This is a genomic window from Acinetobacter sp. 3657, assembly GCF_031456775.1.
In the GTDB taxonomy this organism is placed as follows: Bacteria; Pseudomonadota; Gammaproteobacteria; order Pseudomonadales; family Moraxellaceae; genus Acinetobacter.
The window spans coordinates 22,630-37,433 of the sequence record NZ_JAVDVH010000019.1 but is presented as its reverse complement, the minus strand read 5'-3'; the positions used below and the strand labels follow the sequence as shown (position 1 = coordinate 37,433).

Below are 14,804 nucleotides of genomic sequence, written 5' to 3'. Positions count from 1 at the left end.
TAAATCAATTGGATATATTTTTATATAAAAACAACTATTTTTTATGTACAGAAAGGTATTTTTCTTATAAAGTTCAACCGATTCTTAAAATTATGATCATAAAAAATGCTTTTGAATATATTTAATGTATTAGAAAAACTGGGGTTAAATGCACAGAAGCGTGCGATACACGTCCAATTTGCAGATCCGATGTTAACGGCACAGGTGTTCTTACAACGAATATCTGGAAGACATGTTTTAAATCATGGGTTAACATCAGAGCTCATTTGCCTATCTACCAATGCGAGTATTCCGCTTAAAAAATTTATTGGATGTACTGTTGCAGTCGATCAGGTCACTGATACGGGCCAATTGGCACGCAACACAGGGATTATTACCGCGGCAGCTCAAGGTCAAAGTGATGGAGCACTTACGCTTTATCGTCTGACCATGCAAGATGCGACATCATTATGGACAAAACGCCGTAATAGCCGGGTATTTATGAACCAATCGGTGGTTGAAATTGTCCAGACCCTATTTAAAGAGTGGCAAGCACGTAGTCCATTGTTTGCAGCGAGTTTGACATTAGATCTCAGTGGGCTTAGCAAAGACTATGATGTTAGACCCTTTACCATGCAGCACAATGAACTCGATTCAATGTTCATTCAACGATTATTGGCTTCAGAGTCGATCAATAGCTTAATTGATGAAGCTCAGCATCTTGTTCCGTTCAGTGCAGCGCCAATTCAAGCGCAAAAACTCCGACTGATTGATGACAATAATCACTATCAAGCACTTGAGCGCCATAGTATTCGTTACCACCGTAGTAGTGCCACAGAACAATATGACAGCATGACCAGTTTGGTTGCAGAACGTAGCTTGCAACCGACCACGGTGCATATCCAGCGCTGGCAAGCGGATGCGCTTGATCAAGAAGATGGAGCAGGCAGCGTCCAAAGTACCCACGGACACAGTGATCACTATGACAATGCAAGTTTGGGATTAGAGGATGCATGGCACTTCACACCTGCATGGATACAGGACCTGAATGGTGAGGATGGTGCGAGTAGCTCAGGCAATCATCAAATCGAACGCATCAATGAACAACTCAGCAATTACCACAGTGCGCAGGCGAAACAATTTATTGCCAATACCACGGTTCGTGATGCACATGTGGGTTATTGGTTTGAACTCAAACAACACCCAGAAATTGACCAGCATGCTAGTGCGGATAGAAACTTCCTCATTACCGCAAAGCAGTTCTATAACCAAAATAATCTGCCTAAAGAGTTGAACCAACAGGTCAAGCAATTGCTACAGCAAAGTCATTGGCAACCTCTACTGAGTCACTCAACCTTAGAAGAACGTCAAGGCAACCAACTCACACTGCAACGCCGTCATATTCCCACCGTACCTGAATATCAGCCCTTGCAACACCGACCCATTGCATATCCTCAACGAGCAAAAGTGGTAGGCCCAGCAGGTGAAACCATTCATGTGGATGAGTGGGGACGGATCAAAGTACGCTTTCTATTTACCCGTGTCGATGATCATGGCCATGATGGTGGTGCTGGCACCAATGACAACGATACCGACTCCGCTTGGGTGGATGTTCTGACACCTTGGGCGGGTGAAGGTTATGGTGCGCGATTCCTACCGCGCATAGGTGAGATCGTTGTGATTGATTTCTTTGATGGCAACATTGATCGCCCCTTTGTGACAGGGCGAATCCATGAGGCGCAGCGCTCACCGACTCGATTCGATATCAAAGGGCAACTCCCTGACACCAAAAAACTCAGTGGTATTCGGAGTCAAGAGGTCGATGGTCGAGGATTCAACCAACTCAGATTTGACGATACTACGGGACAAATTAGCACTCAATTACAAAGTAGTCATGCTGCAACTCAACTGAACTTAGGGCATTTAAGTCATCCAAAAGAACAAGCGCAGAGTGCAGGACGTGGTGAGGGTTTTGAACTCAGAACGGATGCTTGGGGCGCGGTACGTGCAGGTAAAGGCATGTTGATCAGTACCTATGCACAAGAACAAGCGATCGCAGATCACTTGGAAGCAGCTCAAGCGCAATCATTGCTGACTGAAGGTTTTGAAAGCATGAAAATGCTAAGCGACATTGCCCTCAAACAACAAGCCGATGCGCTCAATGTCATTGAACGTTTACCCAAATTTATACAGTCTTTGGAGTTAAAAACCAAAGGACAGGCGTTAAACAATACCGTAAATCTTTTTAAAAATGAGATGCAAAGCAATCCGCTAAATGCCTTAAAAGATTGTGGTGGTTTTATTGGTGATATCGGTGCGCTCGGTGGAAATAGTAAAGCCATTGTTGATGAATTCAATGCATTTTTCGCAGATGCAAAAGATGCAGTGGAGAATCTTAAAACCTTTATTGAAAATGTCGAAGAACATGGTACAGACATTGTCAAAGGACAACTAGCAGCCCTCAAAGATAAGATTCAACACAACCCCTTTGAAGGTCTAAAGGAAGTTGGACAAGTCCTTGCGAATGTCGATATTAAAGACTTTGATCTGATGAGTAGCTGTGGCACGTTTAGTAAAGGTAGCAGTTTAAAGGTCAGTCCATTACAAGCATTGGGTTCTTTGCAAGGCTTTATGGAAAACTATACCCAAGACTTAGAAAAGAGTAAGGACAGCAAACAACAAGCCCAAGGAAAAATCTTTAGACAAGCATTGATGCTGTTGGCCTCACCGAATGGAATTGCGCTGACCACACCTGAGAATATTATTTTACAAGCCTCGCAAGACATTGCAGAAAGTGCCAGTGGTTCCATCAATTTGAGTGCCCAGAAAAATATTATTGGGCACGCGCAAGACAAAATCAGCCTATTTGCAGCCCAAAAAGGAATACGAGCCTATGCTGCTAAAGGAAAAGTGGAGTTGCAGGCACAAGATGACATGATCGAGGCAATCGCCCGTCGGGTGATCAAGATTATATCGACAGAAGAAAAAATCGAAATCACCAGTCCAATCGAAATTGACCTAAAAGCAGGTGGCTCGCAGCTTAAGATTAATAAGGATGGAGTATTTGTAAATACTGGTGGCAATTTTAAGGTGAAGGCAGGGCAGCATGTCTTTGAGAGTGGCACAACAGTCAATGCAGAGTTACCGACCATGCCAAAGAGTGGGGTTTACAGTCGACGTTTTGATTTTAGTGGTTTGGTTTCTCCTGAATTATTACAAGAAGGTTTTCTTTATAAGGTGATTAATCGCGCGAAGAAAACAGAATATGTGGGTGTGCTTGATGATGGAGCGAGAACACAACGAATCTTTAGCAACAACCCTGACCAAATCGAAATTGTTTTACTCGGAAAAGACAAAGAAAGTGCAGATAAGTTGCTATTGGTAGAAGAGCCTGTGCTCGAAAATCACAGCTCGGATGAAGCATGTTGTGGTGGCGATGATGAACACCATCATGATGACTGTGAACACGCTCAAGTAGGCGCTACAGATGAATCGAATTTAGAACGTGATTTTAAGCAATTTGGATGTGGGGATTAAGAAATGAAAATAGCTAAAGTATTTATTGGCTCATTGGTTTTATTGCAAAGTGTGAGCTTATACGCAGAGAGCTCTAAACAATGCTTAAAATATTGGAATGAGCCAGCAGTGGAGATTAGTATCATATCAGATGTTACATGCCCAGATGTTTGGGAAGAAGAATTTAGTAAGAATAATAGAATAGTAATCGAAAAACTAGGTCTTGATCGGACAGATGATAATTGGATTTCTACAGGGATATGTAAGAAAGTTAAGCATAAAGGTAATATATATTTTGCATATAGAGCTTTTTTAAAAAACGATAAAACAAATTTAATAATGCTATATGATAATAAAAATACCTTCGCATATTTAAGGAGGTTGGATTTGTCGAAATTCAAGAATGGATACACAGATCAAGATATTGTAGATGTTAATCTGACATGTAACAAACTTGGTGAAGATTTGAATATATCTTCTATCCTTAATAGTTATATTTTAAAAGATACAAGTATAAAGAATATTTCTAAGTATCAGATTTCGGATTGGTATTAATAATGAAAAAAATAATAAGTTTTAAAGATGGTAGTGTACAAGAGTTTGAGGCAAATAGAGCTGGATTTATTCAAGCCGTTAGTTATAAAGAATCTAGTGCTAAATTAAAACTTGATATTAATCACCCTAATAACATAACGGCTGCTAGTGCTAAAAGCAAAGGGGGACACCGTGGTTTTTTTCAAATGGGTGAGTCTGCATTATTTGAAACAGGATACTATTTGGGGGATACTGGTATTGATTTTAGAAAGTTAGATCCGAAGAAAGATGAAAGTAAGATTAAAAATATACAAGAAACTTTTAATAGTAATGATTGGAAAGGACGATGGTCAGGGAAGAATGGAATTAACTCTCTGATTGACTTTATTACAAAACCAGAGTTACAGTTAATGGCAGTAAATGACTGGATTAACTATTTATGTCAGCGCATGCGGTTGTTGGATTTTAATCAATATTATGGTCAAATTATTAATGGGGTAGAGGTGACAGAGTCAGGAGCAATCGCAAGTGCTCATCTAATGGGAGAAGGAGGGCTAGCTACATATTTAAACTCTCCAAAATTTAAAACGAAATATTCTATTATTGACGGGAATGGGACGCATATATCTTCATATTTATCAATGTTTGGTGGGTTCGATTTAGAAAGTTGTTGCAACAGGAAAATTTATATTTCTCTAAAAGATAATAATGGACTTGAAATAAAAGAAAAGGAAGTCATTGTTGTCTCTAATAATAATGGTAAATTTATCTCTGGTGAAACTAGAGTGAAAGTTAAAAGTGATGAGAAAGGTAATTTACCTGTTATAGTAAGAAATCCGAATACAGAAATAAAAATTATAGCGGATGGAAAAGAATCTAATAGCATCATCCAAAAAGCCAATGAGAAGCAGAAAGCGACCTTAAGTGATTTCACTGTTTCAAGTTATCCAGCAACCTTAGAAGCAGAAAATACACCTCAACCAAAACCACAAGCCAATAAGACTCCGCAAGAAGTGAGGAATGAGCAAGTTCCACCATCTTCGCCATCGGTAGACTCAACTTCAACATTAAAAGAGATTCAATTCAACGTTCAAATCGTGGAAGGTGATTCAGGTAAACCTATTCCGAATATGAATTTTTTCCTTACCTATAAAGGAAATATTAAAAAGCATACCGCAAATAACAATGGTGTAAGACAAGGAGTTGTTGCAGAAGAAGGGCAGGATATTGAGGTTTCTGTAGAAGGGGATGGATATAAACAAGTGATTCATCATTTTAAACTTGATGCAGCACTTAATAATCAAACCGTAAAAGTACGGTTACCTGTACATAGTTTTAGTATAAGCGTCACTCAAGACGGTCAACGCGTAGCAAACACATTGTTTAGTATTTTTTATAGAGGGCGGGAGATTCCTAAAAGAACAAATGCATCAGGGATTATTACTGTAAAAATGCTCACAGGCTTTGTTTTTGGCTTTGGAGTCAAAGGTAAAAATTTGGTTCCAAGTCGAGTTGAAAAGTCTGTTTCAACTAAAGGGTTTACTGTAAATGCAAGTGCAGTAAAAACATCAAAACTACATGAAGAAGCGGATGAACAACGAAAAAAACAACAACAAGCAGAAACAGTGAGATTGCAGCAACAGCAAAAAGAAGCTGCTGAAAAGAAAGAAAAACAAGCTGAGGAGGAAAGAAAAAAAGCTAAAACCGAAGCAGATAAAAATAATCAAGCTCGACAGAATAATAGTTATACTCAAAACGGTGGTCGACCAATCACCTCAGTGAGCCGTCAAGCACCTGTGACTAGTGATACGACTCGTTATCATATTTACCATAATGGAAAAATTAAAAGAGAGAATAGAGCTGCAACGGGGTATGCAGAGTTTATTTACTATGATCAGAATGGTAATGCTCATAATTTGGGGAAGTCTGCATTTATTAAGGCACCACGTAGAGGGGCAAATAATGTTCCAAATGGAGGAAATGTATATCTGATAGATCAACGGAGACATACTCACTACAAAAATGGGAATATTGGTTATAAATGGTTTATAGACCCAATGAATAATCGTGCAGGTGGGCCTGCTAGAAGGTTCTATTTAAATGGCCTTACTATGTCAGGTGTACTTGGTACGCTGATGAATTTAGGTTATGAAGAATATGTAGGCACGGGATGGAGTAATGAAAAAGGAGAGTCAGTTGGAAGTAGTAGTCATCGAAATGGTGAGGCGGGTGATTTTAGATATTTAAGTAAAAATGGTGAACACAGAACAAAAGTCTGTTGGACTTCAAGTGATTATTTTGATCTGGGAAAAAACACTAAATGGGTGGCAGAATTTAAAAAATTTGGTTTTCAGACATTTTATACGCAAATTGCAGGAACAACTAGTCCGCGAATTTCAGGAACTACATATTGGCGTCACCATGTGGATCATTTACATCTTGGGCAGCAAGGAGATGCTGCCTCATTAGTTAGGAGAGGTATTCTTGAAGATATATAATACAATTTTTTTAGGCATGATATTTTTGTTGATTGGGTGCACGTCTAAAAATGATATGAGTACAGTTGAGCAAGAGCGTAACGATTGTAAAAGTATGCTTCCAGAGCATTATCAGCAAAGTTTTGCTAATGTACCATGTTTAGCTCTTCCAATTTCCTCTAAAGACTATCAGGGGAAATTGCCTACTTTTAAAAATGGAATTGTTGATATTGCAAAAGCTAAAGAACAAACGATCTCAATACATGATGGTTACAAACGGTCTGAGTTAGAATATTTAGGGGTTTTGTTAGGTGTTATTCAATATAATAAAAAACATACATTCTTATTGCATTTGAGTAACTCTATAATTGAAGGGGGAGAAAGTGCTCAAGTTTTTGAGCTTGTTCGAATTGATAATCAAACCGATGTTCCATTTCCAAATGTATATCCTGAGTTGGGGTATTATCAATATCATTTTGATAAGGATGAGTTAATAAAAAAAAATATAGACTCTAATCTTGATACAGAAATTGCTCTAGAGAAAATGGGTGATTTTAATGTGGAGGATATATTTACCTACAATTTTTATATAGATGAAAATTGGGTGGTTCGTCATGATATAGAATATAAGAATAAAGAAACTTCTTCTGAATTAATAGAATATTTTAATGAGGATAGAAATATGAAAAGGTTAAATGTATTGAAAGACTATGGTGATTATGTGTCTATTGAAACTTTAGATTGATATAGTTTTTTTGGTTGTAAAATAATCTAATTTATGTGTGGATGATGATTTGATCCTTACTATAAATAATGTTCGGATTTAATTGATCCTACTCCATTTTTAGATAGCGAATCATTATGAGCATTTTTTCATGAAAAATATTTATATTTTAATTTTTATAAGCACTTTAATTGCATGTAGTGATAAAAGTCAGGATAAAATACAAGATGGTTTAAATAATGAACAAAAAGTAATGCATACAGAAGTACATGAACAACCACCCAGTGTCGCAAGCGAAGCTTTAGCAGTAGATGAGACAAAAGACAGTACAGATAAAATAGTTACAATGGAAAAAACTGATCAAACAGCTCAAATCTCTTGTTTCAATAAAAATATTACGGAATGGTATGGTTTTGATGAAGCTTCTGCTGAACCAAAATGTGAAGCCATAAAGAATTTTAAGCTGCCATCTTATAAATGTGATGTGTCTAAAAATGCCTTTGGTGCTGATAAAGATGCCATTTTAGTGGAAAATCAAGACCAGCGGATTTTAGTTTATTATAATTCTAAAGACTGTAATGAAATGCTGGATATACGCAATTCTAATGCACCATAGAGTTACTGTTTAACATACGCTATTTTTATTAGTAAAATAGGCTTAATTGCACAAATCTATTTATAAGGGGGGTATTCAGTCATACAATTCTCAGATGAATAAGTCTATACCATACATCTATGGAATGATGAATTGCCTTTCTTACAATCAAGCTTTGATTAATCGTGGGAACATCAGGATATGGTTTGATTCCAACACTCGATGGTATGCCGCATTAATAGGAAAAAAAGGACGAAATAAAATCTACTTAGACACAGCGATTCAGTGCTGTTTTAATGATGAAAGTTTTATTTCGTTTAACTCTACGAATGGTCTCGGGATTTGTTTTAAATCTTATTGGTTTTTGTGAATTAGATCGGACAGCCCCAGACTATTTCACCATCTATAGAACACAAAAGCATATTGATATTGCAATCATTTATAAAAAAGCACTAATAAACCCCATCTACCTGTTTATAGCACAGGGTTAAAACTCCGAGGCGAAGGTGAGTAGAAGCGTAAGAAACATCAGCCTGCATATCGTCACCAATGGCGTAAGCTGTATATTGATGCTGAAACGAGGTAAGTACGAACAGTTCAACTCACAACAAACCATGTCAATGATTCACTCGTACTCGGTAATTTACTTCTTCAAATTCTACAAGATGGACGAATTGATACTGACTATTCCATACACGAATTGTATCTTGAATTTGAGAAACTTAGGGTAACTTTAGCTTTTTAATCTTTGTGCAACAAAGCTCTAACCCTATAAGGAGTAATAGTAATAAAATGCTTCCTTATTCTATTTCTGTTGTTAACCATCACCATCACATACATTTACAAGGATATAATGTTAATGTTGAAGATATTTAGTTTTTTTAAATTATATTTAGTTGCTATTTCTTTTATTATTTTTTCCGTACAGGGCTGTAGTGGTGCTTTTGAAACTAGTGAAGTAAAAACATCATGTCAAATTAATTTGGATGAAGATAATAAATTTTTAGAAAAAGCACCTTGCTTGGATTTACCAATATCTAGTATGGATTTTGAAGATTTACCTAAACTAGAAAATGGTTGGTATTATTTAGAAAAAACTAATTTTATTGTGGATGAGAATGGCTTTTTTTCTCCTGAATCTCACTCACTTGCCCGAGTGTTAGGTTATATTAAGGTTAATGAAAAATATAGTTATATATTGTTGTTGCAGAACATAGACATGGAGGGGGATGGCCCTGCACAGTCATTTATGCTGTTAAAAGTAGATACGGAGGGAAATTTATATGGTGGTAATTATGCAGGATATCATCGATTCAATTTTTCTAAAAATATTGAATATAACTCTGAGACAGGGCAAATAGATTTTAAAGAGATTGCAAAAACTCCATATCACGGAGAGTGTAAACAAGACTTTGTAATAAATGAAGATTTTTCATTAAAAACTAGAAAGATTTGTACAAATAAAATTGATCTTGATAGAAATTATATTGAAGAAAAATAATATAAATTGGATTCTAAGTCAATGTATTTTGTTGAAATATCTAGCGATAAATAGAACATGTAAGGTCATGTATGTTTATTAATTTAAATAATAAATGATCGGCAACCAATAAAATAATAGCCGATCATTTTTATCTACGCACTGGCAGGAACAGAAATTAGAGCCATGGCTGATAGGAAAGTACGTTTAGTTGCAGGATTCTAAACAGGCACTGATGTAATTGAGATTGTTCATGAAAAGCATATCATCCGCTATAGTGAAGTATTATCAGGAAAGCCTTTAGTGAAAGCAGGCGATCACGTACGTCGTGGACAACTTATTGGATACGTTGGAAAGCTTTCCATAATATTTCCCAGTATGATGCCAAATTTATAAATGTATGCGAATCCTAGTCATACCAGTGGTTTAACAGTTCGGGGTGCAGATGCTTGCTAACGTCGGACTGATTTGATTGATCCGACCTTAATTTTAGATAATTCAATATTATGAGATACACGATGAAGAACGTTTTAATAGCAACCATCTTATTATTTTTAATCGCTTGTAGTGATAATAAGACAAAATCGACAGAATCTATTAAGCATCAAATAAAGGTGGAGCCAGTAATCGAGCAACAAGATGATAGGATCTCTATTAAAGCCATAAATAATGAGGAGGAACCTTCTACTGCCGTTTTGGAAAATAAACAAAATCTTAATTCAAACTCCACAAATGAAACTCAAGAAAAAATAACTTGTTTGGGACAGGCCTTAAATGATTGGTATACATTTGATGAAACATTAGAAAAACCGAGTTGTAAAAAAATGAATAATATTGGTAAGATAAAAAATTATCAGTGTTCAGTTGAAGAAAAAGTTTTTGGTTCAGATTTTGAAGCTATTAGAATAACAGTCCAAGATAATAGGATTTTTGCATTTCAAACTTTAGATCAATGTAATGAAGCACTTGAAATGTGGGAAGCCAATGCTTATTAAAAATCAAATCTAATTATTATTAGTTGTTCTTATTATTAGTTGTTCTTGTGGAATATCGAGTTATACGTTCTAAAAGCCCTCGCTGAGAATGGTTCGAGCGTATAACAAAATCCCGCAATCCTTTCAATGTCGAATAAATGATCGGCAACTAATAAAATAATCGCCGTTCATTTTTATTTAAGTCTCAACAATTCCCTCTAAATCATCAAAGGTATAGTTATTTGGTACATTAATCAGATGCGTTTGGACACCTTGTTCAACTTTATCACTGACATCAGGATAGAGCCAACGCGTAATTTGTTCAGCTACACTTGAATGATATTGAATCTCAAAATGATTCAAACCATAGAACACCGCTTTATGCGTATCAGGTAATTTAAGTTGAAAACGAGGATTTGGATGTTCACCTAACGCACTCTTTACACTGACCAAATAATCACCGATCACAGTAAGTGCTTTGGTTCGTAATTTCTCAAACTCTAAAGTTCCTGCGATTAAGAAGGTATTAATATGTGAGGGTAAAGGTGCTGGTTTGCGATTGTCATCTGCAAAACCAATACGTGCATCATTATGTTCCCAGTCATCATCACGGACGCTACCATGGCGAAGATCTAAAATACCATTACTGCGAATATTGACCAATTGACCAATGAGGTTAATAAAGGGGAATGCACCAATCTTGTCTTGTAAAATAAAACCAAAACGTTCCAATGCCGCGCCGTGATGTGGCGAACCGATACACACCAAGTTCTCAACGATATGTACCCATTGGCAGAGGTCTTGTTTGCCATAGAACAATGCACTACGAGAAACCAATCCCCCCATGCTATGTCCAATCAAATCAATACTGGTAATGCGTGGGTTACGCTGCACTAAGTCTTCAAGCACATTGGCAAAACTACGACCATTTGCTGAAATGCGTCGCCCAGTATTGTAGTTGAGATACAACATTGTGTTGTTATCACGTTGAGCCAGTAAACGCTCACCAATACCGCCATAACGATTATTCGACCACGTCAAATGGTTCATACATAAACCATGCGTTAAAATCACCACACGACCAGTCAGCTCACCTTGTTGCAATGATCCATAGTGATCATAAAGCACCATCGGCAAAGCCATCGGGTTATGTTGCTTCAAGAAAAAATCACCAAAGATTCCATTCAGCGCACCCACCGCAAAATGTAAAGTTGGGCTAAGCGGTTTATTGTGTAGTGCTGGAAACTTCTCAATAACTCTGCGTAAATTTGGTGCAAGGAAGTTGCTACCATATTTTTGGATGGCAACATAAGAAAATTGATAGAATTTCTGCAATTGCGGATGTTTTTGTAATTTTTTGGCTTTTTGTGCACTTAAACCGAGCGCTGTCCGTAGCACTTCAGTTTGTACCAATTGCATCAATTCGTGTACGCCACTTAAGCTGGTACTGACGAGCTGTGCCAAACCTTCCAAAGCATCTGCCTGACTGGGAGGGGTACTATCCCACTTACAGTAGGTTTCATGCAGAGGTGTTAAACTTGGCATATTGATTTCCTCATCCTTGATATATACCGAAGGGTTGAATTTATGAACCTAACACTGTTTAGATAAACTACAACAAACACTTATATATTTTGCTGTTTCATCCGTAATTTTTTTAGAATACTGATGAACGGTGCATAGTATCGGTTTTTGTGTCGGACAATTTCAGGGTTATATGTAAATTATATTGTTATTTGTTTATCAATTGTGATTAATAATGTGATTTATTTCACTATATGTCAAGCTGGTGTCTAATTTGGTGCATATGCAAATTATCTATTTACATGGTTTTCGTAGTGGCCCGATGTCAAAAAAGGGGCAACAATTGAGACAATACTGTGCAAAGTATGATTCTATTCAAGTGCATTTGCCAGATTTGAACCAGTCTCCTGAGCAAGTCATTCAGCAGATTTCTCAACTGATTGAATCTCAACCCAAAGAGCAAGTGGTTTTGGTCGGTAGCAGTTTAGGTGGGTTTTATGCGACGTATTTTGTCGCTAAGTATGCGTGTCCTGCTGTATTGATCAATCCAGCTATGCAACCATGGCAGCTATTTCAAACGCTATTCGGGATTGATCAAATCCCACTCAAAATCACTGAGTCATGGACACTCAATGCTGAACACTTGCAACAATTACAGTCGATTGCTGAAGTAGAGCTAAAAAATGCCGATAAAATTTTAGTGCTATTGCAACAAGGCGATGAAGTCTTGGATTATCATCAGGCACAACGTTATTATAGTGCAGCACAACCGTCCTCTTTGATTTTCACTGACACTGGTGGCAGTCATGCAATGGATGATTTTGAAGAAAGATTAGCGTTAGTAATCGAATTTCTATCGGCAGCGATTCAATAAGGAAGTCAGACCAAGTGACACAATATACAGCACAATCTCTTGAAGTTCTTTCTGGTTTAGATCCTGTGCGTCGTCGTCCAGGCATGTATACCGACACCACACGACCGAACCATTTGGCTCAAGAGGTGATTGATAATGCTGTCGATGAAGCGCTTGCAGGACATGCCAACCAAGTCTATGTCACGGTTTATGAAGATGGATCGTTGTCTGTCGAGGATAATGGACGAGGTATGCCAGTCGATATTCATCCTGAATATGGGCAAAGTGGTATCGAAATTATTTTAACCAAGTTGCATGCCGGCGGTAAGTTTAGTACCGATAACTATCAGTTTTCTGGTGGTTTACATGGGGTTGGGATTTCGGTAGTCAATGCGTTGTCTACACGGGTTGAAGTTGCAGTACAACGCCACGGAAATTTATATCAAATGGCGTTTGAGCAGGGTGAACCTGTTGCACCGTTATCAGTATTAGAGGGCAAGGTGGCAAAGCGTGCCACAGGAACAACCGTGCGTTTCTGGCCCGAGGCAAAATATTTTGATAGTCCGAAGTTTGCATTAAAAGCCTTAAAACATAATTTAAAAGCCAAAGCAGTTCTAGCCGCAGGCTTAAAAATCATTTACGACGATAAGATTAATAACGAACGGATCGAATGGCAGTTTGAAAATGGTTTAGTCGACTATTTGATGGATGAGTTGCAAGATCGTGAGATTTTACCTGATCCAGCATTTGTCAGTAGTGGAAAAGCAGACCGCGCAGCATGCGAGCTTGCGATTTGCTGGAATGTAGAGGGTGGCGAGCAAATTCAGGAAAGCTATGTCAACCTGATTCCAACTGCGCAAGGCGGAACACATGTTAATGGTTTGCGTTCGGGTGTCACCGAAGCGTTACGTGAGTTTTGTGAGTTACGTAATTTACTGCCGCGCAACGTGAAACTCTCTGCTGAAGATGTGTGGGATGGGGTGAATTTCATTTTATCGTTGAAATTCCAAGAGCCTCAGTTTTCAGGACAGACCAAAGAACGTTTATCTAGTCGTGAAGCATCCAATATTGTGTTGAATATTGTGAAAGATGCCTTTGCTTTATGGCTCAATCAACATGCTGAGATTGCAACGCAACTGGCTGAAATGGCGATTGCAAAAGCTGGCCGTCGTTTAAAAGCTGCGAAAAAGGTTGAGCGTAAGAAGATTGTTGCGGGTCCTGCATTACCCGGAAAATTAGCCGATTGTGTCGGGTTGACCCGTGAAGACAGTGAACTCTTTATTGTCGAAGGGGATTCCGCAGGTGGAAGTGCCAAGCAAGCTCGGGATAAAAACTTTCAAGCGATTATGCCGATTCGTGGAAAGATCTTAAATACGTGGGAAGTGTCTTCGGATGAGGTATTAGCCTCGCAAGAAGTGCATGATATTGCCATTGCAATAGGGGTTGATCCGGGCAGTGATGATCTATCGGAACTCCGCTATGGCAAAGTCTGTATTCTTGCCGATGCCGACTCGGATGGTTTGCATATTGCGACCTTATTGTGCGCTCTATTTGTTAAACATTTTCCAACTATGGTCGAAGCAGGTCATTTGTTTGTTGCGATGCCACCTCTATATCGTATTGATGTTGGCAAAGATGTGCATTATGCCCTTGATGATGAGGAGCTTGAAGCGATCTTAAAGAAAGTGAAGGGCAATAAAAATCCACAAATTACCCGATTTAAAGGACTGGGTGAGATGAACGCTAGCCAGCTTCGTGAAACCACGATGGATCCCAATACGCGTCGTTTAGTCCAGTTAGATTTGGATGATGCTCATTTCACCGCAAGTTTGTTGGATAAATTGCTTGCCAAAAAACGTTCAGCGGATCGTAAGCATTGGTTAGAGCAAAAGGGTAATTTAGCGGATATTGTGGTTTGATTTGAGCTAAAACTGAGTAAGCAGAGATTCGTAGAAGCCAAGCATCATGCTTGGCTTTTTTATTGAGAACAAAAATGCATCATTTTGGGTCACTATGTATTTTTTGTATGCAATGTTGTATACAAGATTGTATTTTTTTCTTGTACTTTTAATTAATATTTATATAAAACAATAAATTAGCTTGTTGGCATAAAAATTGAATAACTCCACTTAGTCAACATCACAACAC

The 14,804-nt window shown here is 37.9% G+C and carries 10 protein-coding genes and 1 pseudogene; 10 read left to right on the top strand and 1 reads right to left on the bottom strand.

Annotated elements, in window-relative coordinates; genetic code table 11:
• Positions 1 to 105 precede the first annotated feature (105 nt).
• The 8 genes and pseudogenes from J2Y37_RS14940 (at position 106) to J2Y37_RS14905 (ending at position 10,300) form a co-directional block, all read left to right on the top strand.
• Positions 106 to 3,516 carry a type VI secretion system Vgr family protein gene (locus tag J2Y37_RS14940; protein ID WP_349033319.1) on the top strand — a complete coding sequence of 1,137 codons (3,411 nt, stop codon included), beginning with the start codon at positions 106 to 108 and terminating at the stop codon, positions 3,514 to 3,516.
• A 3-nt stretch (positions 3,517 to 3,519) separates the two neighbouring features.
• Positions 3,520 to 4,050 carry a hypothetical protein gene (locus J2Y37_RS14935; protein ID WP_349033318.1) on the top strand — a complete coding sequence of 177 codons (531 nt, stop codon included), beginning with the start codon at positions 3,520 to 3,522 and terminating at the stop codon, positions 4,048 to 4,050.
• Between the two features lie 2 nt (positions 4,051 to 4,052).
• Positions 4,053 to 6,527 carry a hypothetical protein gene (locus J2Y37_RS14930; RefSeq protein ID WP_349033317.1) on the top strand — a complete coding sequence of 825 codons (2,475 nt, stop codon included), beginning with the start codon at positions 4,053 to 4,055 and terminating at the stop codon, positions 6,525 to 6,527.
• A complete protein-coding gene (locus J2Y37_RS14925) occupies positions 6,514 to 7,251 on the top strand; it encodes a hypothetical protein (protein WP_349033316.1) in 738 nt (245 codons plus the stop codon). Before J2Y37_RS14930 ends, J2Y37_RS14925 begins: the two co-directional genes overlap by 14 nt.
• 130 nt (positions 7,252 to 7,381) lie before the next feature.
• The gene (locus tag J2Y37_RS14920) at positions 7,382 to 7,846 is read left to right on the top strand and encodes a hypothetical protein (RefSeq protein ID WP_349033315.1); all 465 of its coding nucleotides are present in this window, start codon (positions 7,382 to 7,384) and stop codon (positions 7,844 to 7,846) included.
• Positions 7,847 to 7,940: 94 nt separating this feature from the next.
• Positions 7,941 to 8,516: pseudogene (locus J2Y37_RS14915) on the top strand (IS5 family transposase); the annotation flags it as partial.
• 168 nt (positions 8,517 to 8,684) lie between these two features.
• The gene (locus J2Y37_RS14910; protein WP_349033314.1) at positions 8,685 to 9,326 is read left to right on the top strand and encodes a hypothetical protein; all 642 of its coding nucleotides are present in this window, start codon (positions 8,685 to 8,687) and stop codon (positions 9,324 to 9,326) included.
• Between the two features lie 497 nt (positions 9,327 to 9,823).
• The gene (locus tag J2Y37_RS14905; RefSeq protein ID WP_349033313.1) at positions 9,824 to 10,300 is read left to right on the top strand and encodes a hypothetical protein; all 477 of its coding nucleotides are present in this window, start codon (positions 9,824 to 9,826) and stop codon (positions 10,298 to 10,300) included.
• 177 nt (positions 10,301 to 10,477) lie between these two features.
• Here J2Y37_RS14905 and J2Y37_RS14900 read toward each other — a convergent pair whose 3' ends face one another.
• Positions 10,478 to 11,824: a hypothetical protein gene (locus tag J2Y37_RS14900; protein WP_004673516.1), complete on the bottom strand. Its 1,347-nt coding sequence runs from the start codon at positions 11,822 to 11,824 to the stop codon at positions 10,478 to 10,480.
• Positions 11,825 to 12,086: 262 nt separating this feature from the next.
• Between J2Y37_RS14900 and J2Y37_RS14895 the strand changes: the two genes are divergently transcribed.
• Positions 12,087 to 12,677, top strand: coding sequence for a YqiA/YcfP family alpha/beta fold hydrolase (locus J2Y37_RS14895; RefSeq protein ID WP_349033312.1), 591 nt, complete (start codon positions 12,087 to 12,089; stop codon positions 12,675 to 12,677).
• 14 nt (positions 12,678 to 12,691) lie between these two features.
• Complete coding sequence (gene parE, locus J2Y37_RS14890) at positions 12,692 to 14,575, top strand: DNA topoisomerase IV subunit B (RefSeq protein WP_241323507.1); 1,884 nt, start codon at positions 12,692 to 12,694, stop codon at positions 14,573 to 14,575.
• Positions 14,576 to 14,804 lie beyond the last annotated feature (229 nt).